Here is a 26,770-nt window from a genome sequence, read left to right as displayed (position 1 = left end):
AGAGGTATCTCTACAGTCATTTTTGTGACTGAGAGATACCTTTTTTAGCAGCTCAGCTTACTTAATTTTAAATTTTTGGACCGCCTTTTGCAGCTCAGTTGCTTGTTGGCTTAATTGACGAACAACCTCACTGTGGCTTTCCATTTCATTCAGTTGCTCATCGGCATTTAAACCGATCTCCTGAATCATATGCTGTGCATTGGCAGCAATGAGAGCTGTTTCTTCCACGGAAGCAGATACTTCCTCCGAGCTGGCGGATACTTGCTCTGTTGCTGCGGATACGGTTTGAATCGTAGCGTTGATCTTTTGCATGAGCTCACTTAGCTGGTTAAAAGCGAAACTCGCCTGCTGAACCATTTCTGTTCCCGAGTGAATCTCACGGCTAACCTGGGTCACAGAGTCCACAGATTGCTGCGATACTTCCTGAATGGTAACCAAGTAGTCCGAAATTTCCTGTGTTGCTTCTTTGGATTGCTCTGCGAGCTTGCGAACTTCCCCGGCAACTACAGCGAAGCCCCGTCCATGCTCGCCCGCACGGGCAGCCTCAATGGAGGCATTCAGGGACAACATTTGAATCTGCTTTGTAATATCGAAAATTGCAGAAACGATGCTACCAATAGCTTCTGAGCGTTCATTCATACTATGTATGTATCGAAGCGACTCATCAGCGGCATGTCCTACCTGTGACATTTGAGCTACAGCTTTTTGAGCAAGCGTATTACCGTTAACCGTTTCTTTCGTCGCTTCACTGATTTGATCAGATACATCATTGGCAGAGGAAGCGATATGCTGAACACCTTGAGCAATCTCCTCCATAGCCTGCGCATTTTCAGCAGCAGCAGAAGCGATGCTGTTGCTGCCCTTGGCTACTTCTTCAGCGGCAGCTGTAGAGTCCTGCACTTTTACACTCATAGCCTCAGTCCGACGAAGCAGCTCGTCCGACCCTTTAACAACTGCACCTGATGTAGTAAGCACATGGCCAATCATTTCTTTCAAGTTATGAGACATAGATTGGAAGCTGCGGGCAAGTTGAGCGATTTCATTAACTCCATGAACCTTCGTGTCTTGTGAAAGATCACCTTGGGCAATTTTTTCGCTATGACGAACCAACTCGGCAATGGGCTGCACAACTTTACGTATGACAAGCGTAGAAATAATTCCGCCCAGCAGGAGTGTTACCAAGGTAATACCTATGCAAATCCATAGTATTTGTTGGGATTTTTCCTGTACAAATCCGACATCCTCGTTCACGCCAAGAACTAGATTACTGCCTGATATGGCAAAGAAGGCGGTTTTGTGAATTCCATGCGGATCACTGTACATGTCACTAATATTCATCTCGCCTTGTTTTGCTTCTTTAATATCCTCGACAGGAACGAGGGTATCCTTGACCTTATATGCTGATTTTACGTTTCGTGCGACAACTTCGGCCTTACCATCATCCTTCAGCACCGCAATATATGCCGATTCTAATTTGAGGGTGTCGACCTTGTCCTGAAGATAAGCTTCCATCTGCATAGCAGAGCCCGAATCAGAACCACTTCCTTGCCCAGCCTGAACAGCTAAGGAGATATTGAGATCTTGGTACACATTTTTTGCTCCAGTTTCTAGCAATTGATCTACTTGAGGCATGACACTGCTATTAATGATACTCATGGCTACTGCATAGAAACTGATGCTGAACAAAAGGGACGCAAAGAGTTGAATCAGCAAAAACATAATCCGCAATTTTGCGCCTAGGGAACGATTAAAAAGCTTCATGAAAATTCTCCTCTCACATGATGGTAATAAAACAGACGGATTGCCCTGCTTGATGTAGGCCGCTTGTCCAATGAGATACTAGACAGCCATGATCTACTTGTTTCCTTTCTTTGCTTGAAGAAAAGACTGAAAATGTTCGGATTCTATGTATATTTCAGCTGTATTCAAGGGACAAGAATGAGAAAGGGAAGTAATCCATGATTTACTAAAAAGTAGGTTAGACCTATTTTACATAATTAACAGACGGTTGAATAGTCATATTTGCCCAAAAACAAACAAAAAATATATAACTATGGTCTTAGGTGTTTAGATGTAAGTTTGATGTAAATTATCAGGAGTAAGAAATTAAAAGGCTTTACCTGTGCTTTTATAACTATTGTAAAAAAGAAGGAATATAAGTAGTATAAGGAATGCTACTTTTTACAAGCTTCTTCTAAGATAGCTTTAGTACGTTCGAATGTAGTCTTCAATATACATATAAAAGGGGTAAAGGCAGTTATGGATCGTGAATTACTTTCTAAGGAAATAAACTCGGAGGTAGAAGGAGAAGATAAACAGGAACCGACTAGAAACAAAGATAAAGCGAATAGAGGAGGGAATCCGTTCAGCCGCCTGTTTGATTTTATCTCAGGTGTATTCACTCCGTGCTTGCCATTGCTAATTGGTGGAGGAATCATTCAGGTGATTGCGCCTGTTTTATTGTTCTTAGATTTTTTTTCTGATACTCAAGTTTCCACTGTTTTAGGGTACATTGGTGGGGTCGTATATTATTTTTTGCCCGTTATGATAGCGGTAAATGCGGCAAGAAAGCTTGGTAGCAATTTATTTATTGCGGCGGCAATTGCGGCCTGCTCATTTCATCCTGGCATTATAGAACTGCTGCAATCCAGCCTAAAAATGAACTCAGACGATTTACCCGTGGTGGAGCCACAGTATGTTGCTTCTTTTATACTGATCCTTATTGTTGTCTGGCTTGCATCAAAGATTGAAAAGGGATTGAGTAGGTTCGACCGCTATTCTATTCAACTATTGGTCGTTCCGACATTGACGCTTATCATTATTGTGCCTTTATTACTGTTTGTTTTTGGTCCGCTGTGGACGACCCTGGCTCATAACTTGTCAGATGGTCTTGCTTCACTGTTTGACGATGCGGAAGTATTTGCGGGTCTGCTGTTTGGCGGGACGATACCTGTGCTCCATTTTACGGGCAAGCAATATATGATGTCGATGAACATAATAGAATCCATAGCTACGAATGGCTATGATTATATTACTCCTGTTGTTGGGGCAGCAGTTATGGCTCAGGCAGGCGCGGCCTTTGGTGTATGTGTTAAATCCAAAAATGCCAAAGTCAAAACACTAGCTGCTTCCACAGGCATATTGGCTATGTTTGGAATCATTGAACCGGCATTATACGGCGTTAATGTGCGCTTCAAAAAACCGCTTATCGCGGGACTGGTCGGCGGGGCTGTTGGCGGGGCGTGTATGTGTCTGTTTGAAGTGAAATTGACTGCTTTTACAGCCTTATCTGGCTTGCTTAGTTTACCACTGTTTTCCGACGCTACATTTGTTTACGCCATTTTGAGCATGCTGATTTCGTTCGTTACGGCTGGCGTAATTACGTATTTTATGGGCTTTGTGGACGAAAAAGAGGAGCGATCCAAAATTGCACCCGCATCCCGCATCAGTGCTTCCTCCGATTTAAATGTGGAAAAGAGCTCTAACAGTTAAGGTGCAACGACCGCACATAATTACATCATGAAAGTGTTTACAAAAAAATCTTGTCAGCTCAGTGTTTATATGATACTATGATGACAGTTATTCAAAACTGCACAATCATGGATTGTTACTGAGCATATCGGGCAAAACCATAAACAGGCACTTTGTGTCAGTTTTGGTGTTGCCTTTTTTTACTACTCCAAGCGGCTTAAGGTGATGGAATGAAGATAGCAAAGGTGCTGAATAATAACGTCGTAACGGTCATTGATGAACAGCAGAAAGAATTAGTCATTATGGGAAGAGGAATTGCTTTTAAAAAAAACACAGGCGATGAGATTGAAGAGGGGAAAATCGAGAAAATTTTCAAGCTTGAAAGTACCGAGGTTTCCCGTAAATTGATGACCCTGATGTCTGATATCCCTATTGAGTATGTTGAAATTTCTGATGAAATCATCCAATATGCCAAAACGATACTTGGTGTAGAGTTGCATGACAGCATCTATATTTCGCTGACAGATCATATCCATTTTGCCATAGAGCGTTATCGTTTGGGTATGGACATCAAGAATGCACTTTACTGGGAGATCAAACGAATGTACCGTAAGGAATTCGCGATTGGAACCAAAGCATTACACATGATTCAGGACAAGCTGGGGGTTACACTTCCAGATGATGAAGGGGCGTTTATTGCCTTACATTTGGTGAATGCACAGCTTAACAGTGAAATGCGTGAAACGATAACCCTGACTAATATTGTCAAGGATATCATAAACATTGTAAGCCGCTTTTTTGTAATGGAGCTGGATGAAGAGTCGTTAAGCTATTACCGCTTTATTACACATCTCAAATTTTTTGCCCAACGGGTTATGAATAGGACTCCTGTACAAAATACAGATAATTCCCTTCATGATATGGTTAAGGTACAATATAAGGACGCTTATGCTTGTGCGGAAAAAATAAGAGATTATACGACTAAGATCTATGGTCGGAGCTTATCCCAGGATGAGATGCTATATCTCACTATTCATATCGAACGTATCATTAAAAATCAATGATTTTATGGATGATCAGGGATTTAGGATTGCTACTTCTAAACCAGAAGGCAAAACCTGAATGCTGAAAGAAGATTGGCTTTTATAAAGCTGTCTGCTTTCTGTATTCAGGTTTTTTTTATTCCCAATTTTCACACTTCATACCTTAAAAAGAAAAGAGGAACACCTCATGGATCGAAATCAATTATCCAAAGAGATACTTACATTGGTCGGTGGAGAAGAAAATGTAGAGCAGGTCATTCACTGCATGACGCGCTTGCGCTTCAATCTTCATGATGATAAGAAAGCTCAAAAAGAGCAGTTACAAAAAACGGATGGTGTCATGGGAGTCATGGAGAGTGGCGGCCAGTTTCAGGTGATTATCGGTAATGATGTAGCTAATGTATATAAATCGTTGGTGAGCAACATGTCCAAGGCACCGCAAAGTGAAACAGGCGCAAGCACTGCATCCAAGAAAAAACAAAACCCGATCAGCCAACTGTTCGACTTTATTGCGGGTATGTTTACACCTATTTTGCCGGCGATCACCGGTGCAGGTATGATCAAAGGGATCATTGCCCTATTGGTAGCTATGCACTGGATGTCTGACAAGAGTCAAACCTATACGATTTTAGCGGCAATAGGTGATGGTGCGTTCTACTTCCTGCCGATTATTCTGGCTGTCAGTGCTGCTAGAAAACTCGGCAGTAATATGTTTATTGGTGCGGCGATTGGTGCTTCTATTTTACATCCAGACATTACAGCATTACTGGCTTCGAATGTGAAGGTTAGCTTTATTGGCCTTCCGGTGACAGCGGCCACGTATTCTTCGACCGTTATTCCAATTGTTATCGCGATCTGGCTGGCGTCCTATGTTGAAAAATTCATTGATAAGTATACTCATGCATCACTGAAGTTGCTTGTTGTCCCAACACTGACTTTATTGATTATTGTACCTTTGACTTTGGTTGCTGTAGGGCCGCTCGGCTCTATTATTGGTAACGGCCTGTCTGGTGGTATCTCTTGGTTGTTTGAAAATACAGGTGCACTTGCAGGTCTGCTGCTAGGCGGTACCTTCTCCCTGATCATTATGACTGGTATGCACTACGCGTTGGTTCCGATTATGATCGGATCGATTGCAACGCTGGGTTATGACTACATGATTCCAATTATGGGAGCAGCTAACTTGGCTCAGGCTGGTGCTACACTTGGCGTATTCTTGAAATCCAAAAATGCCAAAGTCAAAACAGTGGCCTTCTCCACGAGCTTGACAGCTATTATGGGTGTAACCGAGCCTGCAATGTATGGGGTTAATATGCGGTTTAAAAAACCGTTTACGGCAGCGTTGATCGGCGGAGCTGTCGGCGGGGGCTTCATGAGTTTGTTTGGCACAAAAGCGTACGTCGTCGGGGGACTCGTTGGTTTGCCTGGTCTGGCTATGTTTATTGGACCGACTTTCTTGTATGCAATTCTTGGTCTCATTATTGCATTTGTGGTTGCTACGATTGTTACCTATGTGATCGGTTTTACAGATGAAAAGAACGAAGAGGCACCACAAGTAGCAGATGCTGCCGGTGGCATTTCTACTAAGGGAGTAGCACAATCTGCGGTGAGCTCACTTCCGAAAGGTGAGACAATCCCGGTATTCAGCCCAATTATGGGTGAAGTTAAACCGCTCAGTGAAGTTAATGATCCTGCATTTTCTCAAGAAATTATGGGTAGAGGATGGGCTATTGAACCCTCCGAAGGTCGGGTTGTTTCCCCAGTTGACGGCACAGTGTTCTCTATTTCCAAAAGCGGACATGCTGTAGGCTTGGTGAGTGATTCAGGACTTGAAATGCTCATTCACGTAGGGATGGACACTGTTAAACTAAAAGGACTTCATTTTACGCCTCATCTTAAAGCAGGAGATCGCGTGAAGGTAGGCGATCTTATACTGGAGTTTGACCTGGTGGAAATCCGCAAGGCTGGTTACGAAACGATAACGCCTGTTATTGTTACGAATGTGGATCAGTTTAGCGAGTTGGAGCCTGCCGGGAATCAGCATAAAGTGGTTAAGGAACAGGAACTGTTATATACAGTGATCGTCTAACAGCTAAAAAAATCTACGAATGAATTGAATACGAATCGTTGTGTTCAGGAAAACAAACAGCAAGCCTTTATTTTACGAAGGCTTGCTGTTTGTCATTTTCATAAAATCTAAGGCTGAAGCAGCTTTATTATTTTTATTTCAATAAAACCTACAAAAATAGTTGGCTTTGTGATATAGTAATCTTCGAATTGAAGGGTCACTTTAGAAAACATCTTACGTTTAAGTTTGGAGGAAATGATATATGGATACCTTCTTTATTATTTTGAATGTCATCGTGCTGCTTGCACTGCTCGGCGTGTTGGTCTGGATGCAGAAAAAGCGCATCTCTTTTACAAAAAGGGTATTTACCGGGCTCGGCTTCGGACTAATCTACGGTGCTATTCTTCAGTACGCTTATGGGGCCGGCTCAGAGGTCATTACCAAATCGGTCGATTGGTTCAACCTTGCAGGTAATGGTTATGTCCGTTTGCTGCAAATGGTCGTTATTCCACTGATCATGATGTCGATTATTTCGGCTATAATGAATTTGAAGGGAAGACAGAACCTTGGCAAAATAAGCGTGTCCATTATTGCAGTACTACTGATTACAACGGCGATTGCTGCTTCTGTAAGTATTGTAACCAGCCTGTCTTTTGATCTAAAAGCAATTGAGATTCAAAGTGGTGAAAAGGAGCAAGCGCAAGGCCTGAAGATGGAGGAACGACTGGGAACAGTCCAGGATATGACTATTCCGCAGCAGGTGCTGGAATTTATTCCTTCGAATCCTTTTGAAGATATGACAGGGGCACGCCGTACATCGACGTTGGCGGTGGTTATCTTCTCAGCCTTTATCGGGGTGGCAGTACTCGGATTGGATCGTAAAAAACCAGAGCAGGTGCAAACTTTCCGCAAAGTGATCGACGCAGTGTACGCTGTAGTGATGCGGATTGTAACGCTGGTGCTAAGATTGACGCCTTACGGTATTTTAGCATTGATCACGAAAGTTGTAGCTACGACAAATCCGGATGAAATCTTGAAGCTGATCAAGTTTGTACTCGCTTCTTATGTGGCTTTATTGGTCATGTTCGTTATTCATCTTATTTTGCTGGCCTTGTTCGGCTATAATCCAGTGACATATGTGAAAAAGGTATTGCCTACACTGGTTTTTGCTTTTACGTCTCGTTCCAGTGCAGCGACTATTCCATTAAATGTTGAAACACAAACGAAAAAGCTTGGTGTTTCCGACGGCATCGCGAATCTGTCCGCGACCTTGGGAGCAACCATTGGGCAAAACGGTTGTGCGGGTATTTATCCGGCCATGCTGGCGGTCATGATTGCTCCAACGGTGGGCATAGATCCTACAAGCTGGAATTTTATCCTAACGCTTATTCTGGTTGTTACGGTCAGCTCGTTCGGCGTGGCAGGTGTAGGCGGGGGTGCTACTTTCGCTTCCCTGATTGTGCTCTCTACCCTGAACCTTCCCGTGGCCTTGGCAGGATTGCTCATTTCGGTTGAACCGTTGATTGATATGGGACGCACTGCGTTAAATGTTAATGATTCTATTACCGCAGGCCTTATCTCTGGCAAAGTACTCAAGGAGAACGATCAAGACGTGTTCAACAACCATGGCACGGATCTGGATGTAGCGGCACACTCTTAAGTAAAAGATAGACGAATGGTGTACACTGCAGTCTCTTATCGCATTTATAGCATATGTATACGTGCAATGAGCACCCCAATATAAAGAGCCGACCTTAAGGTCGGCTCTTTATATTGGGCTTATGACCGTGTAAATTATAGCTGTTCACAAATCCTAATCTATGATACATTAAAATAATGTTTTTCCGGCTTGTTCGGATGAACCGCGGTTCGCAACCATCCCGCGCTATCAAAACTAGGAGGATTTCATGTTTAATCTGTTATGGGGGGCAGCATTTGTCCTCGTCAATTTTATGTTCTTTTTGTTATGTTATCGGTTGTTTGGTAAAAAGGGGCTGTACGCCTGGATTGGCGTTGCTACTGTATTAGCCAACATTCAGGTAACCAAAACCATTGATCTGCTCGGCATTACCACGACATTGGGAAATACAATGTATGTTTCTATGTATATGGCCAGCGACTTACTAAATGAAAAATATGGGCCTAAAGAGGCGCGAAAAGCTGTGTGGTTCGGCTTTTTCACTCTGATTATGACGACGATCACTATGCAGATGGTGCTGTTATTTGAGCCTACTGCAACGGATTTTGCCCAGACACCGATGCAACAGCTCTTCGGATTGTTGCCAAGGCTTGCGCTTGCCAGCTTGACAGCCTATGCGGTCAGTCAATTGCTGGACGTGCGTCTATATGCCTGGATTCGCAAGTTTTTCCCGGAGCGTCATCAGCTCTGGATTCGCGGCAATGGCAGCACGATGATCAGCTCGTTTATAGACACCCTCATTTTCTGTAGTATTGCCTTTTACGGCTATGCGTGGGGGATATGGATCGAGCTGCTGTTCACCACCTACATCTTAAAATTTGTACTGACTGCGGCCGGTACACCGATTTTATACATCGCACGTAATTTCCGCTTGATAGAAGAGGAGGGGCAAAACCTCAAGCCATGATTGGCTTGGGGTTGCCCCTCTTTTTTTCATACTTTTAACATATAAATTACAAAGAATACGATAGATTACCCCAGCACGGTCAGTTCCTTTGGAAATGAGGTCAGTACTTCTACACCCTCAGAGGTAACCAGAACGTCATCTTCAATCCGCACGCCCCCAAGACCTGGAACGTAGATGCCGGGTTCGATCGTGAACACAAACCCTTCATGAAGCAGATCGTTATTGCCTCCGTGTACAGATGGATATTCATGAACACTCATACCAAGACCATGTCCAACCCGATGGTTAAAAGCAGGGCCATATCCAGCGGCTTCAACAACGGCTCGAGCTGCCTGGTCTACGGATGCGCAGGAAACTCCCGGGCGAATGGCGGCAATTCCGGCTTCGTTTGAGCGAAGAACCGTATTATATATCGTTTCCAGCTCAGTCGACAGCTTGCCAAAGGCAAAAGTGCGTGTAATATCCGAAGCATAACCGTCGGAATATACACCCATATCAAACATGAGTAGATCGCCGTGTTGCAGCTTGCGGGTCCCCGGAACACCATGAGGCAAGGCTGTTTTGGGTCCAGACAACACTGTCGTGTCAAAGGATGGACCATCTGCACCGAGTTTTTTCATCTGGTATTCAATTTCGGCTACCAGCTCGACTTCTGTCACCCCTTCGCGAACATGGGTTAGGCCGTGACGAAGAGCATCTTCCACCAAACGAGCTGCATGTTTCAAACGTTGTACTTCCTCAGGAGTTTTTCTCACACGCATTTCTTGAAGCACCGGACCCAGGTCCACATATTGATCAGCGCCAATGGCAGTATGTAGTTGTTCGTAACGGAGGACGGAGACGTGTTCCTTTTCTAGTGCGAATGCTTTCACTCCGGTACCTGTGCGTTGGCGTAACAGATCATATGGATTGTCCGTATCGGTGTGGGTGGATATACGCGTCACCGAAGAAGCAGCTTGAGCGGCTTCTGCATCCAGGGCTGGTACAATCAGTTCAGGTTCTTGGTCACGAAGCAGCACGAGCCCTAGAAACCGCTCATGTGGATCACTGGCAAAGCCCGTCAGGTAGTAAATATGTTTGGGATCGGTCACAAGCAGGCCATCCCAAGCTTGTGACTTCAGTTCATCATACAATCTGGTAATTTTATCATTCATAGAGTCTCATTCCTTTCTGTCCATTTATTCATTATAGCTCTTGTTACATCATAATTTATATCTTTATATAGCTTATTCTCTTGACTGACTTAATGCTTGCAGACGTGCCTGTACATTCTGATCATAGTAACCACCATGGTAGCAGAGTACCTTATTCACATCTAATACAGTCAGTTTATCGAGACTCTTCAGAGCCAACGGCATATCCGGCGTAGCTGACTCGGCGGGACCGACCAGCTCACCTTCGACTACACGCAGTTCATCTGCTGCCAACAGCAGCTTCTGTGCAGGCACATACAAGCTGATATGTCCGGGCGTGTGACCGGGTGTATGAATAATCTGTATGCCTCCACCATAAGGCAGATGTTCACCGTTCTCAAGAATATGAGCAAAGCGCAAATCTGGCAGGTGGCGAATCATATCCTCTGCTTGTTGCTTGAGTGCAGGCTCCATCAGATTGATGCGTTCCGGCGTCAGCTTTATAAATGGTCGTTCTCCTGTCATATATGGAATGTCATCCTTATGGGCCAGCAGGGCAGTGTTCGGTAGCAAGTCCAGCAGTGCTTGAACATTTCCGATATGGTCAATATCCTGATGCGTTATAATAATTCTTTTCAGACGGCTTATATCCTCACCCACATCTGAAATAGCCTTGCGCAGAGGCTCCAATTGGCCGAGCATGCCCGAGTCTATCAATGTAAGTCCATCCTCGTCCTTGAGCAGTACAGGATGAATGATCGAATTACCAAAAAAAGGTCCCATAGACACTTCCAAAATCAAAATTTGAGTTCCAATATTCATATTAAGCTGCTTCGGATTCCTTTGTCTCCGAAGCATACCTCCCGTCTCATGTCGTTAAATCGGTTAACGTAGTGTTGGCTTATCTTCAAGCTCTATTATAAGACCCTTTGGGACTAATCCGCAAAACAACTCGATATGGCTGTTCGGGCGCTTGTCCTGTACAATAAATAAATCACCACAATAGGGGGGGCAGATACGATAATGAATAACGACCAATCTTTTTCCATTGAATTTGCGTGCAGGGAGGATCTTCCCGATATTGTGGATATTTATAATTCTACGATTGCAGGACGAATGGTCACAGCAGATCTGGAGCCGGTGACAGTAGAGAGCCGTATTCCATGGTTTGAGGCTCATGAGGAAAACCACCGCCCTTTGTGGGTACTAAGACAAAAGGGGACAATTGCTGGATGGGCCAGTCTTCAGTCCTTTTATGGCCGACCAGCTTATAACGGTACAGCAGAAATTAGCATTTATGTCCATGAGGATTCTCGTGGAACCGGCACTGGAAGCCGTCTGGTACAGCACTTGCTAAATGAATGTCCTAGACTAGGAATTACAACATTGTTGGGGTTTGTGTTTGGTCATAATGAACCGAGTATTGCGCTGCTGCGGAAGTTTGGCTTTGAGCAGTGGGGGTATTATCCACGTGTTGCCGTGCTGGACAGCATAGAGCGCGATCTGGCTATATTGGGTAAGCGAGTAGATTAATATTGAGCTACAGAAAAAGGCTGCCTCCAACATCGTCTCATACACTGTCAGTGTAGCGATTTTGGAGGCAGCCTTTTTTTACTTTGTTATTTCTCCGTTTTTAACGCTGAGGTTTAAAACGTATGTTGTGAAAGATTTGGTTAAGCACCTCAGAGATTACCAAACCGACTGCTATCGCTCCTGCGATCATCAGTGTGCTCATGGCCAGCTCCAGTGCCTGAGGATAATGTTGTTGTACGAACTGGCGCATGGCATTATAAGCCATTCCTCCTGGCACCAGGGGAATCATGCCTGCCACGCTGAAAATAATCACAGGCATTTTGTACAGTCTAGCAAAACCTTGACTGACGATGCCGATAAGGATCGTGGCTAAAAGGCTGGCGCTCACAGGTCCCATGCTATCTGTGGTTGAATAATAGACAAGCCAGCCCAGCATACCGACAAAACCACATTGCAGCAGCGAGCGTCGGGGGGCGTGGAACAGTATGCCGAAAGCAGCGGTGGCAATAAAGCTTGTGAATAATTGTGCAAGCATAAGCTTGAATCTCCTCCAAATTACATATAAGAAATGATAACTGCAACACCAGCTCCAATGGCAAAAGACGTCAAGCAAGCATCTGCACCTTTGGAAAGCCCTGAGACAAGGTGCCCGGACATTAAATCCCGAAGGGCATTTGTAATTAACAACCCTGGCACCAATGGCATGACGGAGCCAATGATAATTTTATCCATCATCTGTCCCCCGCCGACGATCACTAACAGAGCCGCCAGCAAGCCGATTAGAAAAGATGCAGAAAATTCTGAGAAAAACTTAACCTTAACGAGCCTGTGAAAATATTGTAAGGCTGCAAATCCGATACCGCCGCACAACACAGCTCCGGGGAAATCTCGCCACACTCCACCAAACATGATCATAAAGCAACCGCTGGCCAACGCTGCAGCGATCAGCTGTACACGATTGGAATAGCGGAGGGGACCACGTTCAATTTCCGAAAGCTCTTTTACGGCTGCGCTGGGTGACAAAGTGCCTGCGCTGATTTTACGTGAAATGGAGTTCACCTCGGTCACCTTGTGCAAATCTGTAGTCCGCTCTACGATCCGGATAAGCTTGGCAGGTTCCGAATCATTAATGGCAAAAAAAATTCCAGTGGGTGTTACATAGCTATGGGACTGGGATATGCCATAGGCCGAAGCAATGCGGGACATCGTGTCTTCAACACGATAGGTCTCGGCTCCATTTTGCATCATCAGTTTGCCTGCTAGCAGACAAACCTCAATGATTTCAGGAGTAGGATAGGAATGATTATTCATGCTCGCTCTCTTTCATGCGCCTCAGGTCGTTCGACCCTGTTGTTTTCATTTATTGTAGCACAAAAAGCCGCCTTTTCAGAGGCGGTTAAATTGGGGGAATCTATGGAGTTTATCGAGATTCCATCGTATCAGGAATAACGGTATAGTAGGACTCTTCTAGGTATGTTGCGGCCTCAGACAAGTCCATCAACTTAAGCTGCCCTGTTACAAAAGCACGAAGGGCTGAATGGGTGAACAGATGCCGTGTCTGAGCATCCCGAATAAAGGCCAGTCTGGCTTCACGCGAACCGCTGCGGAACAACTCACGTACAGCTTCACCTTGTTGTTCCCAGAGGAACGGCTCGGTTACGTTCAAGAAGTCGCTCTCAATAGAAGAGCTACGCTTCATAGAAGAAGATGTCTGAATACCCAAGCCATTCAGTGTAGGAGCAACTTCATTTTGCTTACGCTCTGTTCGCAAGCTGTCGATGTAGGCTGCCATATCTTGAATCGGCAGAATGCCAAAGCGCTCCCGAAAGCATTCGCGTACAAATGCGGTACGTTCATCCACAGCTTGCGGAGGACGCTGACCGGCATGTCCAGAATAGTCAGCTCCACTGGCATAGTATCGTTTTAATGAACTGTTTTCTGTATAAACAACGCTTAGAAAATCCTGCAAATGGCGGGCAACCACCCATACCCCCGTCCAATCGACGGGAGAAACGCATACAATCGGAGCCTGTGAAAGGTCCTTTTCAAGGCCAAAATCGGTTAAAAAGCCATAATGTATCCCGTCCACTCCAGCGTGGGCAAAAGGAATAACATCAGGCGGTGTAGCCATATATCGCGGAGCGCGGCCCTGTTCCATAATCAAGCCCAAATCAAAACTCAGAGAATGCCGGTTCGCTTCAAGCTCCTGTTCAAACTCTATAAGTGCCTCAATCAAAGGTGTGGCTGATCCGTAGGCTAGGTTAGAACCGGAATCCATTGTGTATACCTCCCTTATCCAAGTACATCTGTAAAGCGTTCATCCCTAAAAGGTACGTGATTTTACACGAAATGTAAACCTGTATGACGAATTTTTTCAAAAATGTGACCTTTTACCCGTGTGCTGTCAAAATAAAACGCTTTCGTTCAAACCAGGACAAGATACCTATGTTAGCGCAGTAGTGAAGTAAAGTGAGTTTGCGAAAATGCAGTCTTTTCAGTGTATGTTATCACCTGAGAAGGGTGAATGAGAGATACGGGCTGGGAAGGTCAGGGTGCAACGTAATAGGTCAACGGGTATAATATCAGGACAAGGTATAGAGAGTGTCATCCAAAGATTTAACAGAAAGAAGTGGGCATATGAACTTGCAAAAGAAGGCTGTTTTTTTTGATGTAGATGATACGATGTACGATCATTTGCACCCTACACGTGATGCATTGCGTACAGTATTAGGATTAAGTGAGCGTTTTCCATATCAGGAAGTCTACCACCGTATTCGCTATTACAGCGATTTACTATCGGCTAAAGGAGGACTATTGGAGGGGAAAGCAGGGCAGGATGAACTGGATGATATGAGGGAAGGTCGTTTTATTCTGGCTCTACAAGAATTCGGAGTAGCTATTACCCGTGAGCAGGCAGTGCATGTCCAACAAGAATACTTGGATCGACAGTACCGAATTGAGTCTTTTGAGGGGGCTACCTCATTAATCGATGAATTGAGCTCGGCTGGCTATTTGGTCGGTTTGATTACGAACGGTCTTGAAGAACATCAGATGAGCAAAATTAAAGCTATGACACTGGAAAATCATGTTGCGGCAGAGCATATTTTTGTGTCTGGGACTGTTGGTTATGCCAAGCCTGATCGGCGCATTTTCGAAATAGTGAACGAACGGACAGGAACTTTAGCAGAGCATTGCTGCTACATTGGGGATTCCTGGCGTAATGATGTGGCGGGAGCTATAGCTGCAAATTGGCGGGTAATTTGGTTCAATCACAGGAATGCTATCCCGGAATCTGATGTGTCGGGAGCCTATGAAACTGCGGCAAGCTATGCAGAGCTAAGAAGGCTGCTCCTGCCCGACGCACGTTAGACGCGGTACATATCGTGTCATCTAAAAGAATCCAACCTATTTTGAAGCTATTTCAAAAGCTGGTCCGTAATACTATTTATCTGTTATAGATCTAACTTCATTTGAAATGGGTACAACAGAGAAGGAGGGATCGCGCATGGTAGAACAATGGAGGCAGGCAGACGACATCATAAGTCAAGTGACCGTATATAGTACGGAGGATAATGACCCAGTTACCATTAAAACAGCCACCCAAGGCGTCCGCTGTATCGGCATTGGGACAGATGCGGCCGTATTTACGCTCGATACGTTGCCAGGCTACGCGTTTAAGGTGTATTCAGACATGGCGATCGAAAAAAAAGATGCAGAGGCCGATGTATATGAGCGTTTGCAAGGTTCTGATTTTTTTCCTCATTATTACGGAAAAGGCGATAAGTATATTGTCATTAGTTACGAATCTGGTATTACGCTGCTGGATTGCCTGTTGCAAGGAATTCCGGTGCCGGAGCAGGTCATTGAGGACGTGGAAAAGGCGAGGGAATTTGTTCGGTCCAGGGGGCTGAATCCTCGTGATATTCATCTCAAAAATGTACTCATGCAAGATGGACGCGCCAAGGTGCTAGATGTATCTGAATATGTAAAAGAAGGCGATGACAAGCGTTGGGAGCATTTGGTGTGGGCGTATCATACGTTCTATTCCGGTTTCTCCGAGGTTAAGGTTCCTTCATGGATTTTGGAGACGATCAAAAAATGGTATTACAAGCTGGACAACTCTAGCATCAACCTGGAGGAGTTTGCCCAACGTGCCAGTCAATTGTTTTCTAAATGGAAATCATAACCGCTGTGAAGGATACCGAAATACAGCCCTATCCTTCTATACAAAAGGATTGCACCCGCTTTACGGGAGCAATCCTTTTCTTTTATCTGAAATCTCTAGGCACTCTTCTGGCCGTACCGCTCGCAATCGCGGCTTGAATCACCTTTTTACGCACCTGTTGTACGGCGCCCTCGTTAAATACACCCGGGATAATATACAGTTTGTTTAATTCATCGGGACGGATTGTGCTTGCGATAGCTTCTGCGGCTGCCAGCTTCATCTCTTCGTTAATTTCACGGGCGCGACAGTCCAGTGCTGCTCGGAATATGCCGGGGAAGCAAAGTACATTGTTAATCTGGTTAGGATAGTCTGAACGTCCGGTAGCGATGACCCCTGCAATGTCCTCGACATCCTCTGGGTTAATTTCAGGGACCGGGTTTGCCATGGTGAACAGGACAGGAGCTTCCTTCATGCGCTTCACGTCTTCTCGTTGCAATATTCCGCCTGCCGACAGACCGATAAACACGTCCGCGTCCTTCAGAACCTCAGATAGCGTGCCGGACAGCCGTTCGGGGTTGGTATGCTGCGCATACCAGTCCCACATCGGATGCTCATAGGTTTCATCAGCTGTAAGCGCACCGTTCCGGTCTACACCAATAATGTTCACTGCCCCTGCAGATAGCAAAATTTTGGTACAGGCCACACCTGCAGCCCCGATACCGCAGACGACAATTTTGACGTCAGACAGAGCTTTGCCAACCACCTTGAGTGCATTAATCAGCCCTGCGTACAAAACGACAGCTGTGCCATGCTGATCATCATGAAAAACAGGTATGTCCAGCTCGTCACGTAACCGCTGTTCAATTTCAAAGCATCGTGGCGATGAAATATCCTCCAGATTAATACCGCCAAAGGCTGGGGCCAGTTGCTTAATGGCTTTAATGATTTCTTCCGTGTCCTGCGTATCCAGGCAGATCGGGAAGGCATCGACGGACCCAAGCTGCTTGAACAGCATAGCTTTGCCTTCCATTACCGGCATGGCTGCATATGGACCGATGTTGCCGAGTCCGAGGACAGCGCTTCCGTCAGAGACGACAGCGACAGTATTGCGCTTGATCGTTAACCGGAAAGCTTTGTCCTGCTCCTCATGAATGGCCATACATACGCGCGCCACATCAGGAGTGTATACCCGGGATAAGTCGTCACGGTTTTGAATCGGGACCTTGGGCTGCATTTCAATCTTGCCCCCGAGATGTAAGAGGAAGGTGCGATCTGAGATGGACAGTACCTTTACACCTTGTGCTTTTTTAATCCGGGTGATCATTCGGTCGATTTCTGCTGGATCAGCAATGGTGACTGTAATATCTCTTACAGTGGTCTTCTCAGAAGTGCGGATGACGTCAATGGCAATGACATCTCCGCCATGTTCGTTTACCAACGTAATCAATTGACCAAACTGGATGTGCTCGGTGGAAATTTCCAGTCGTAAAATAATATTTTTACCGCCAATACCGCCTTGCATACAAATTCCTCCTTTGTCTTTCATAACAAAATGGTGAGATCAATTGATTGCGTTTACATTCGGGAGCAAGTCTAACATCTGGGCTGATAGTTTAAATTAGTGGTTTCTTTCCCTATCATAGTGAACATTCTTCCACTTGTACAGATCAAGCTGAGTAATATCCATGATTTTGTATCCAAAAAGGACGAAAGCTCGGCTGAATTCCAGTCCAAGCAATCGTCCTTTGTACAACGAAATGATCCATTTTTTGTTTACGTCATATTTTTGCCGTAGTAAATTTCATCCATTTCGATTTTGAGCCTTGTTGATATATTCTGTTGTTCTTTTTCACTCAAACTTTCCTTCGTGTAGCCGAACAGATAGTTGTCCAAATCAAATTGTTTTAGTTTGCATTTGGTATGGAAAATATTTTCCTGATACACATTCACGTCGATCATGTCATACTGATTGCGCACTTCGTCGGGAATATAGTTTTGAATCGAAGCAATGTCATGGTCGATAAAAAGCTTATGACCATTCGTATCACGTGTAAAGCCGCGTACCCGGTAATCAATGGTCATAATGTCAGTGTCAAAAGAATGAGTCAGATAGTGAAGTGCCTTGAGCGGAGAGATTTCCCCACAGGTAGAAACATCAATATCTGCACGAAACGTGCTAATCCCCTCGTCTGGATGATATTCAGGGTAGGTGTGAACCGTAATATGGCTTTTATCCAGTTGCATCACGACAGACTCAGGTAAGGGGCCTGGTGACTCTGCATACGATTCATTCGGTACCTCCACAATCGGCCCTTCTGATATAAGCACTGTCACGCTTGCTCCTTGAGGGACATAATCCTGCTGAGCAACATTGAGTACATGGGCGCCGATAATATCGGATACATTTTTTAAAATAGCTGTCAGTCGATCCGAGTTATATTGTTCATCAATATATTCAATATACGCCTCGCGTTCCTCTTTCGTTTTGGTGTAACAAATATCGTACATATTAAAGCTCAATGATTTGGTCAAATTGTTAAATCCGTGCAGGGTAATCCGCTGTTCCGGTGTTATGGTCATAGGCTATTTCCCCTTATAGTCGCAGTATTCATACGTAATATTCCCAACACGCCTCTTCATATACCGATTCATACAATCCGTTCTGTAACGGACAAAATAGAGACTTGAATATGTATGTCTTACCCGTTTGGCATATTTAAAAACAGGCAGGGTCACTTGAGATCCTCTCGATTTTACATGTATGGGAATTTAACGTTAATATACTTTATTTCTTACTCAGCAATTTTTAAGTAACAGGCCTTATAATGTGGACTATGTATACAGGAAAGGAACGAAATTGACAGTGGATTCGTAATGTAATAGAAAATTTTAGGTTCGTAATTCCTGAATTTAATGTATCTTATCTTCATAATGCCCAAATCTTAACCGAATATGATTATAGACCCTCAAAAATAGTGACTTTGTACATTGCGTAAAATGAGAAAAGCAACTTCAGCTAGTGATATGCGTATAATGAAATAAACGTAACAAGCTAAGAATTATGATGTTAAATGAATTTTTGATAGCAAACTCATTTTATAAATCTATCTCATGTTACTGTAAGAAAACGGTGAAAGGAGTATCAAGATGCTGGCTTTGTCCGATCCGGTCTGGACTCTGCTCCAAGGCCCCTACGGTTCTTCTCAATACGTCCCAGAAATGTTAAAACAGCTCCAAGCCGGATATGATGGCGAAATAGCTGACACCTTGTATTGGGAGGAATTGTATCACCAAAATACGTTGTATACTTGTACATTTGCGGCTGTACCTTACCTAGTAGACATTGCGCTAAAGAGTTCTGATATAGGAATTCGGGCAGATATATATAACATTTGCGGAATATTTGAAGCGAAGAATAATAATCCCTTACATACCAAAATCCCGTTGGAATTTGCAAGGGATCAGGTAGAAGTGGATTCTAGCCTGGCAGAATATATCTACGCGCAATATCGAAGTGCCATCGTTCGCCTTGCAGAATTGACGGAAGAAATGGTGCTCTATGCGAAAGAACATGAAGAAGATGTCGGCAAGCGCTATGTCCTTGCTGCGGCTGCCGCCTTTGAGGGGTATCATTGCGTAGCCTATATGCTGCAAACCTATGATACAGGTGACGAATATATGCTGGATTGTCCCCATTGCGGTACCCCGCTCTATATTTGGCCTGATGAACAGGGTGACACTCTGGTTGTCTATGATAAAGACCCTGTCAGTTCAGGCGATCTAATCCCCTATCCGATTCGCCCCCGTTCATTGGACCATAGAGGTGCAAATATACAGTGGCTACACGAATATGCTCAAAAAATAGATGAGAAATTACTTCTTGCCCAGCTACCCTACTTAAACGGTTGGGTAGAATGTCCAGTGTGTAATTCACCCATATATATATGGGATGAATTGATGAAAATGGCTGATGGTGTTCGGAGGTATACCGCTTAACCAACAAAAAAAGGGGGCTGTTTTTTTACAACCCCCTAATTTTCTTTTGTATTATTACACTCTTCTTCGTGTGCTTTACTGCAGTCTACTCTCTAAACGGATTCAAAAAGGTTTTAGGAATGTCGGATTCAAAACGCAGCAATACTCCGGTGACGGGATGTATAAACGACAATACCTTTGCATGCAGACCAAGGCGGCCAATCGACTTGGACTTAGAGCCGTATTTTTTATCCCCAACAATCGGATGACCGATATCCTCCATATGCACGCGAATTTGATTTTTGCGTCCGGTCTCCAAACGTACTTCCAGCAAAGAAAAATGCCGATTGGCCTGAAGCCGCTTGTAATGAGTGACTGCGTGCTGTCCGTCATTCGGATAAGGACTAGAGTACATTTTTAGCGTCTTGCTTTCTTTCAGCCATGAGGTGATTGTGCCCGCTTCTTTTTTTACCTGTCCTTCCACGAGAGCAATGTATGTTCGTTCATACACAACTTCCTTCCACGCTTGTTGCATTTCCTGCTGTATGGCTTCGCTTTTCGCAAACATCATCACTCCTGATGTATCACGATCCAAACGATGCAGTACAAAAATACGGTTGTACGGATGCTCGCGTCGTACGTGGGCTGTAAGCTGGCGATATGCTGTGACTTCCTGCTCCTGCGCAGAAGCGACAGAAAGCAACCCGGCATCTTTATGGATAACGATAATAGCTTCGTCCTCATGCAAAATACGCAGCCCGGTTAGCGGCACCACAGGAGCTACCTTTTCCTTGGAGAGCGCGACAGTCTGTCCTTGCTCCAGCGGAAAATTATGCACAGTACGAGGAATACCATTGACGGAAACTTGTCCACGCGCCAATGCTGATTTAATGGAATTACGGCCCATGCCAGTCACATGCTCAACTAAAAAGCTCAATAGCTCGGCAGGCTCCTGAACGATGTATGTTTTGGCAGGTGCTTTATCCAAAGTATGGGTTTTCCGTTGAGCTTCCGGTCTATAGGAGCCAGATTTTCCGGCGGATTTGTGGTTGCGTTTGGAATGGCTTGAGTTTGAGGTTGATTTTGTATGATTTTTCCTTTGAGGTTTCCGATTATTCATGGGTTCTTTCTCCTTCTTGGAGCCGTATCTCTTCATAGTTATGGACCATTTGCGGCACCGTGTCCACTATATCATGAGAAAACAGCGAATGCCATAAAAGACTAAAACCCGATTGACAGACTTCCAGCGGTTGAACATTACCCTTAACCCCGGTAAACTAAAGGTAACGAAAGAAAAGCCGATATGCGTCGAGGACGCTAGAAATATGAGGAGTTTTGAAACTATGAGTGTACAAGCACCAACATTGGAACGGGCGCAGGACTTGCTGCAAAAATTTTATGGCTATCCCGATTTCCGGGAGGGACAAAAGAAAATTGTGGCCAGTATGCTGGAAGGCAACGACACGTTGGGCATCATGCCAACAGGTGGCGGAAAATCGATATGCTACCAGATTCCCGCGTTGTTGCATGAGGGGCTGACCATTGTTGTGTCACCACTGATCTCGTTAATGAAAGACCAGGTGGATGCGCTGACCACGATGGGGATTGCAGCTGCCTACATTAATAGCACGTTGAGCGGTCGAGAAGTCAACGACCGTATCCGCGCCGCACGGAACGGAGATTTGAAGTTGCTGTATGTCGCCCCTGAACGGCTGGAACTGGATTGGTTCCGTGATGAGATGGCTCAGTTACCGATTTCCTGCGTTGCGGTAGATGAGGCTCACTGTGTATCCCAGTGGGGTCATGATTTTCGTACCAGCTATCTGGCGGTGGCTCCATTCGTGGACGGGCTGTATGAACGTCCAATCGTAGCTGCGTTTACGGCAACGGCTACACCACAGGTTATGGATGATATCGTACGCCTGCTTCGTCTGCGTTCACCGGAAACGTTCGTTACAGGTCTTGGAAGGCCGAATTTGGCATTCAGTGTGCTGCGTGGGGAGGACAAACGTAGCTTTTTGCTAAATTATGCTCGTGAACATGAGGGTGAATCGGGCATTATTTATGCGGCGACACGTAAGGACGTGGATGATTTATATCAACGCCTGCGCGACGCTGGCATGGCAGCAGGACGTTATCATGCAGGAATGACTGATCAGGAACGTGCAGACAGCCAGGAAGGGTTTCTTTACGACGATATCCGTGTTATTGTCGCAACCAATGCCTTCGGTATGGGGATAGATAAATCAAACGTACGTTATGTCATTCATTACAATATGCCTAAAAATATGGAGGCGTATGTACAAGAAGCAGGACGCGCAGGACGTGATGGTGACCCAAGTCAATGTATTTTGCTGTTCGGACCGCAAGATATTGTGACCCAGAAGTTCCTGATTGAGCAAAATCCACAGGATGAAGACCGCAAGCGCAACGACTACCGTAAGCTCCAACAGATGGTTGACTATTGTTACACGACTCGCTGCCTACGTTCAGCACAGCTGGAGTATTTCGGAGAAGCGCAGGAGCATGAAGCCTGCGGCATATGCAGTTCATGTACAGATGAGCGGGAACTGGTGGATATGACCATAGATGCGCAAAAGATTTTTTCGTGCATACATCGTATGCGGGAACGGTATGGGGTTTCAATGGTAGCCTCGGTGTTGAAAGGCTCGCGCAACAAAAAGGTGCTGCAGTATGGTTTTGACAGCCTGCCAACCTATGGTGTGATGGGCAACCGAACGGAAAAAGAAATTGCTGAAATTATCAATGTTCTTGTTTCGGAAGGCTATCTGATGCTATCCGAGGGGCAATATCCGGTCGTACGCTTGCAACAGCTTGCTGCTGAAGTACTGAGAGGTCAGCGCGAAGTCATGCAGCGTGTGGTCCGGCATGCCACTGCTTTTGCAGGTGGAGCGGGATCACGTGGACGAAAGGGACGCGATACCTACCCTGCCGCAGTCAACGAAACTGTGTTCGAGCAATTGCGCCTGATCCGCCGTGATCTGGCCGCTCAGGAGCATGTACCGTCTTATATCATCTTCAATGATGCCACGCTGCGAGAGATGAGCGTAGCGAGTCCGCAATCCGAGGCAGACATGCTGCGGATCAAGGGTGTTGGTGAAGTGAAGTTCCGCAAGTATGGCAAGCCGTTTCTTGATTTCTTTCAAAATCAGGGGAATACTGGCGGAATGGTGATCGAGGATGAGATCTTTGCAGATAATGTGTACGAGGATTTTGAATAGCTATACTAAGGATGTAAGAGTCCATGCAAACTTATAGAAGGTTGTGACCTATGAAAGTCATTTTATCAACGTTAAACGCAAAATATATTCATACCTCGCTGGCCATCCGATGCCTCAAAGCCTACAGTGAAAAGGATTTTGATATCGAGCTGGCGGAGTATACGATTAAGGACCCGGTGATGAACATCGTATCCGATCTGTTTCAACGAGGGGCAGATGTCATCGGTTTTTCCTGTTATATTTGGAACATTGAAGAGACGATTAAAGTCATTGATGTGTTGAAAAAGATTATGCCCGAGGTCAAGATTGTTTTGGGTGGCCCGGAGGTATCTTACGATACAGAGCACTGGATGAAGCGCTTGGCGAATGTGGATTTTATCGTTGTTGGTGAGGGAGAGGAAACTTTCCATCAACTGCTGCAGGAGCTGGAAGGGGATCGCAAGTTCCATTTTGTATATGGACTGGCTTACCGTAAGGGAGAAGAGGTCATTATCATGCCGGGTCGTCCAAAAGCGGACTTGAACGAGCTGCCGTCACCATATCGTTTTGCAGAGGATATCCCAGAACTCGGGAAACGGGTTGTCTATTTTGAAACGAGCCGGGGCTGTCCGTTCAGTTGCCAATTTTGTCTGTCCAGCATTGAGGTCGGGGTGCGTTATTACGATATCGAGCGCACCAAGTCGGATATTCTGTATCTGATTGACAATGGGGCTAAATTGATTAAATTTGTGGACCGAACCTTTAATATTAAACGCGATTATGCGCTGGAAATGTTCAAGTTTTTGATTGAAAATCACCGTGGCTGTGTCTTCCAGTTTGAGATTACGGCAGATATTATGCGTCCCGAGGTATTGGATTATTTGGCGGAGAACGCGCCACCGGGGGTATTTCGCTTTGAGATCGGTGTCCAGTCAACGAATGATCCCACCAATGAACTGGTTAAGCGCCGCCAGAACTTCACCAAGCTTTCCCGGACTGTTACAAAGGTCAAGCAAAGCGGGAAAATCGACCAGCATCTGGATCTGATCGCCGGATTGCCATTGGAGGACTACAACACATTCCGTAAAACGTTTAATGACGTTTTTGCGCTTGGACCGGAAGAGCTTCAACTGGGCTTCCTCAAAATGCTGCGTGGTACTGGTCTGCGCATTGATGCCGATAAGTATAACTATACGTATATGGATGTTGCGCCGTATGAAATGTTGAGCAATGACGTCCTTTCCTTTGCCGATATCGTACGGCTCAAACGCTTGGAAGATGTATTGGAAAAATACTGGAACTCTCATCGTATGGACCATACGGTGAACTACCTGATTGAGCGTGAATTCTCGTCCGCCTTTGATTTCTTTCAGGAATTCGGAGACTACTGGGAAGGACAGGGCTGGCAAAAAATTGGACATCAACTCGAAGACTTGTTTACGCGCCTCCAGTCCTTTTTGGAATCGCGGGGAACCAAGCGAATGGATATGGTGCTTGGGCTGATGAAGCTTGATTATTTCCTCAACCATAAATATAAGCCGCGCAAAATCTGGTGGGAGCATACTTTGGAGAAGGACGATTGGTCCAGCTATATGAAAATGGCTCTTCAGCACCCGGATGCGCTGCTGTCCCCTGCGGCGGCAGATGTGAGCAAGGAGAATACGGGTGAGACGGATGTGGCTAGCCAACAGCCGCAGCCATACCGCGAGATGATCCCAGCCTTTGCTTCTTTGAAGCTGGGTGAAAAGGAACTGCAAAAGCACGCTGTGCTGGATGTGCTGCCGTTCAGTCTGGATCATATCCTGAGTGGTGGTAGCCCATTAACAGCCGAAGGCCGCACATTGCTGCTTGTAATCTATCAGCAAAACGGACAGCAAAAACCGCTGTACTACACCATGCCCATCGGCAAAAATATCGCCGCGATGTAGTATAAACAACAGAAGGCATCAACTCTTGGTATACCATGAGTCGATGTCTTCTTTTTTTATTATAAAAACATAGCTGACCACTTCAATTTTTTACATTCGGGAAACCTAGTGCTTTACGATTTTTTACAAAACCAATATATGATGAAATTATCATATATGAATATTAAATTTATTGGAGTGTGACCTTGTGAAAAAGCCTTCCATGAAAAAGAGTATCCTTGCGTTAAGTGCTGTGACCGTTTTGACTGTACCCTTATTATCTGCTGATATCCCTACAGCTTTTGCAGCCGCGACTTCTCCGAAGTCCACTGTTGCAGAGTCCAAGGCACAGAAGGCTGTATCAGCTAAAGCGGATACTCCTAAAAACGTCATTCTTTTTATCGGTGATGGTATGGGGGAAGCCAGTCGCAACGCGATTCGCTTAGCAACGGTTGGAAAATCGGGATTGCTTGAAATGGACAAGATGCCTATAACGGGTCTGGTTAGTACGAGTTCAGGGGACAACCTAGTTACAGACTCTGCCGCTGCTGCGACTGCCATTGCAACAGGTGTGAAAACGTATAACGGCGCGATCGGAATGGATTTGAATAAAAAACCAGTGACAACAATTATGGAACTGGCTAAAAAAGCAGGCATGTCTACAGGAGTGGTGACGACAAGCCAAGTGACAGATGCGACGGGCGCTGCCTTTGGTGCGCATGTTGAGAAGCGCTCCGCGCAAAGCGAGATTGCCAAGCAGTATCTTGAGAAAAGCAAGCTGGATGTGATTCTGGGCGGGGGTGAGGATTTCTGGTACCCTGCAGGAACAGCAGGTAAACATCCAGATACACCGGCAGAAGATCCTGAGGAAGCTAGTAAGGGGACTCAAGGAAATTTGGTGGAACAAGCGAAGAAGTTGGGCTATAGCTATGTGACAGATCAGGCTGAAATGAAAGCAGCCAAAGGCTCTAAACTGCTAGGTCTGTTCGCCAATGAAGAAATGTTCCAAGCTCACAACAAACTAGGCAATTCTTACAACCCAACGGTTTCTTTACCGGATATGACAGCGAAAGCGATTGATGTTCTCTCCAAAAATAAAAAAGGCTTTTTCCTGATGGTAGAGGAAGAAGGAACCGATGAGATGGCGCATGACAATGAGGGTGAATTAACCATTAAAGCTGGGCGGCAGCTGGATAAGGCTGTCAAAGTAGCTAAGGACTATGCCAAAGCGCATCCAGATACTTTGGTGTTAGTGACGGCAGACCATGAAACAGGCGGTTTGGCCATTGAAGGCGAAGATGCGGAAGATGAATCCGGTGAAGGTGTCTCCAAAGAGGACGGCCCTTTTACCGTAAAAGGTTCTGATGAGAAGTTTTATATCGACTGGACCACAGGAGGACATACATCCGTTGATGTAGCGCTAACTGCAATGGGTCCGGGTTCCTCCCAATTTAGTGGAAATTACCCGAATACGGCTATTCATGACAAGCTGGTTAAGCTGCTTCAATTAAAAAAATAGCTCAGGGTGAAAGCTGCCCATAAAAGGTTTTCCATATTGTCAATATGGTTTTTCTTGTGATAAACTATAGCCAATAGGTATATACTTAAAAAAGAGTAAGGATGCTCTAACATCCTCACTCTTTTACAA

At 45.2% G+C, this 26,770-nt stretch carries 22 protein-coding genes; 13 read left to right on the top strand and 9 right to left on the bottom strand.

Annotated elements, in window-relative coordinates; all coding sequences use genetic code 11:
- Positions 1-57: 57 nt before the first annotated feature.
- Positions 58-1,761, bottom strand: a complete 1,704-nt coding sequence (locus tag OIU26_RS07465; protein ID WP_264216413.1) for a methyl-accepting chemotaxis protein — start codon at positions 1,759-1,761, stop codon at positions 58-60.
- A gap of 498 nt (positions 1,762-2,259) precedes the next feature.
- Here OIU26_RS07465 and OIU26_RS07460 point away from each other — a divergent pair, with 498 nt between their 5' ends.
- The 5 genes from OIU26_RS07460 to OIU26_RS07440 all read left to right on the top strand — a co-directional run bounded on the left by OIU26_RS07460 (position 2,260) and on the right by OIU26_RS07440 (position 9,188).
- Positions 2,260-3,492: a PTS transporter subunit EIIC gene (locus OIU26_RS07460; RefSeq protein WP_264216412.1), complete on the top strand. Its 1,233-nt coding sequence runs from the start codon at positions 2,260-2,262 to the stop codon at positions 3,490-3,492.
- Between the two features lie 209 nt (positions 3,493-3,701).
- Positions 3,702-4,535 (top strand): BglG family transcription antiterminator LicT, encoded by an 834-nt coding sequence (licT, locus tag OIU26_RS07455; protein ID WP_264216411.1) that lies wholly within the window; start codon positions 3,702-3,704, stop codon positions 4,533-4,535.
- A 166-nt stretch (positions 4,536-4,701) separates the two neighbouring features.
- Positions 4,702-6,603 carry a beta-glucoside-specific PTS transporter subunit IIABC gene (locus tag OIU26_RS07450; protein ID WP_264216410.1) on the top strand — a complete coding sequence of 634 codons (1,902 nt, stop codon included), beginning with the start codon at positions 4,702-4,704 and terminating at the stop codon, positions 6,601-6,603.
- Positions 6,604-6,844: 241 nt separating this feature from the next.
- Positions 6,845-8,242 (top strand): L-cystine transporter, encoded by a 1,398-nt coding sequence (locus OIU26_RS07445; RefSeq protein ID WP_264216409.1) that lies wholly within the window; start codon positions 6,845-6,847, stop codon positions 8,240-8,242.
- 247 nt (positions 8,243-8,489) lie between these two features.
- On the top strand, positions 8,490-9,188 hold the full coding sequence (locus OIU26_RS07440; protein ID WP_040101837.1) for a queuosine precursor transporter: 699 nt from the start codon (positions 8,490-8,492) through the stop codon (positions 9,186-9,188).
- A 65-nt stretch (positions 9,189-9,253) separates the two neighbouring features.
- On the opposite strand, the gene OIU26_RS07435 is transcribed toward OIU26_RS07440, so the two are convergent.
- Together OIU26_RS07435 and OIU26_RS07430 are read right to left on the bottom strand one after the other, a co-directional pair.
- Positions 9,254-10,342, bottom strand: coding sequence for a M24 family metallopeptidase (locus tag OIU26_RS07435; RefSeq protein WP_264216408.1), 1,089 nt, complete (start codon positions 10,340-10,342; stop codon positions 9,254-9,256).
- A 72-nt stretch (positions 10,343-10,414) separates the two neighbouring features.
- Positions 10,415-11,179: an MBL fold metallo-hydrolase gene (locus tag OIU26_RS07430; RefSeq protein WP_264216407.1), complete on the bottom strand. Its 765-nt coding sequence runs from the start codon at positions 11,177-11,179 to the stop codon at positions 10,415-10,417.
- A 165-nt stretch (positions 11,180-11,344) separates the two neighbouring features.
- On the opposite strand from OIU26_RS07430, the gene OIU26_RS07425 reads away from it, so the two are divergent.
- Entirely contained in the window at positions 11,345-11,854 is a 510-nt protein-coding gene (locus tag OIU26_RS07425) for a GNAT family N-acetyltransferase (protein WP_264216406.1), read from the top strand.
- Positions 11,855-11,954: 100 nt separating this feature from the next.
- On the opposite strand, the gene OIU26_RS07420 is transcribed toward OIU26_RS07425, so the two are convergent.
- Positions 11,955-12,389, bottom strand: coding sequence for a threonine/serine exporter family protein (locus OIU26_RS07420; protein WP_013370005.1), 435 nt, complete (start codon positions 12,387-12,389; stop codon positions 11,955-11,957).
- Between the two features lie 20 nt (positions 12,390-12,409).
- Entirely contained in the window at positions 12,410-13,165 is a 756-nt protein-coding gene (locus tag OIU26_RS07415; protein ID WP_013370006.1) for a threonine/serine exporter family protein, read from the bottom strand.
- Here OIU26_RS07415 and OIU26_RS07410 point away from each other — a divergent pair.
- On the top strand, positions 13,154-13,303 hold the full coding sequence (locus OIU26_RS07410; RefSeq protein ID WP_264216405.1) for a hypothetical protein: 150 nt from the start codon (positions 13,154-13,156) through the stop codon (positions 13,301-13,303). The genes OIU26_RS07415 and OIU26_RS07410 overlap by 12 nt on opposite strands.
- Here OIU26_RS07410 and OIU26_RS07405 read toward each other — a convergent pair.
- Positions 13,275-14,132 (bottom strand): hypothetical protein, encoded by an 858-nt coding sequence (locus tag OIU26_RS07405; RefSeq protein WP_264216404.1) that lies wholly within the window; start codon positions 14,130-14,132, stop codon positions 13,275-13,277. The genes OIU26_RS07410 and OIU26_RS07405 overlap by 29 nt on opposite strands.
- Before the next feature lie 359 nt (positions 14,133-14,491).
- Here OIU26_RS07405 and OIU26_RS07400 point away from each other — a divergent pair, with 359 nt between their 5' ends.
- Both OIU26_RS07400 and OIU26_RS07395 read left to right on the top strand, forming a co-directional pair.
- On the top strand, positions 14,492-15,223 hold the full coding sequence (locus OIU26_RS07400) for an HAD family hydrolase (protein ID WP_264216403.1): 732 nt from the start codon (positions 14,492-14,494) through the stop codon (positions 15,221-15,223).
- Positions 15,224-15,359: 136 nt separating this feature from the next.
- Entirely contained in the window at positions 15,360-16,040 is a 681-nt protein-coding gene (locus OIU26_RS07395) for a serine/threonine protein kinase (protein WP_165081375.1), read from the top strand.
- An 82-nt stretch (positions 16,041-16,122) separates the two neighbouring features.
- Here the strand turns inward: OIU26_RS07395 and OIU26_RS07390 are convergent, their stop codons facing one another.
- Together OIU26_RS07390 and speD are read right to left on the bottom strand one after the other, a co-directional pair.
- Positions 16,123-17,541, bottom strand: coding sequence for an NAD-dependent malic enzyme (locus OIU26_RS07390; RefSeq protein ID WP_264216402.1), 1,419 nt, complete (start codon positions 17,539-17,541; stop codon positions 16,123-16,125).
- 251 nt (positions 17,542-17,792) lie between these two features.
- The gene (gene speD, locus OIU26_RS07385; protein WP_025676315.1) at positions 17,793-18,599 is read right to left on the bottom strand and encodes an adenosylmethionine decarboxylase; all 807 of its coding nucleotides are present in this window, start codon (positions 18,597-18,599) and stop codon (positions 17,793-17,795) included.
- 567 nt (positions 18,600-19,166) lie between these two features.
- On the opposite strand from speD, the gene OIU26_RS07380 reads away from it, so the two are divergent.
- Complete coding sequence (locus tag OIU26_RS07380) at positions 19,167-20,015, top strand: hypothetical protein (RefSeq protein ID WP_040101831.1); 849 nt, start codon at positions 19,167-19,169, stop codon at positions 20,013-20,015.
- 85 nt (positions 20,016-20,100) lie between these two features.
- Here OIU26_RS07380 and OIU26_RS07375 read toward each other — a convergent pair whose 3' ends face one another.
- Positions 20,101-21,114, bottom strand: coding sequence for an RluA family pseudouridine synthase (locus OIU26_RS07375; protein ID WP_040101830.1), 1,014 nt, complete (start codon positions 21,112-21,114; stop codon positions 20,101-20,103).
- 223 nt (positions 21,115-21,337) lie between these two features.
- On the opposite strand from OIU26_RS07375, the gene recQ reads away from it, so the two are divergent.
- The 3 genes from recQ (at position 21,338) to OIU26_RS07360 (ending at position 26,641) form a co-directional block, all read left to right on the top strand.
- Positions 21,338-23,236 carry a DNA helicase RecQ gene (gene recQ / locus OIU26_RS07370; RefSeq protein ID WP_264216401.1) on the top strand — a complete coding sequence of 633 codons (1,899 nt, stop codon included), beginning with the start codon at positions 21,338-21,340 and terminating at the stop codon, positions 23,234-23,236.
- Between the two features lie 50 nt (positions 23,237-23,286).
- A complete protein-coding gene (locus OIU26_RS07365; protein ID WP_264216400.1) occupies positions 23,287-25,143 on the top strand; it encodes a B12-binding domain-containing radical SAM protein in 1,857 nt (618 codons plus the stop codon).
- Positions 25,144-25,330: 187 nt separating this feature from the next.
- Positions 25,331-26,641 carry an alkaline phosphatase gene (locus OIU26_RS07360; protein WP_264216399.1) on the top strand — a complete coding sequence of 437 codons (1,311 nt, stop codon included), beginning with the start codon at positions 25,331-25,333 and terminating at the stop codon, positions 26,639-26,641.
- Positions 26,642-26,770 lie beyond the last annotated feature (129 nt).

The sequence above is a fragment of the Paenibacillus sp. BT-177 genome, assembly GCF_025846815.2.
Classification (GTDB): Bacteria; Bacillota; Bacilli; order Paenibacillales; family Paenibacillaceae; genus Paenibacillus; species Paenibacillus polymyxa_C.
This window is presented reverse-complemented; position numbering and strand designations above follow the sequence as displayed.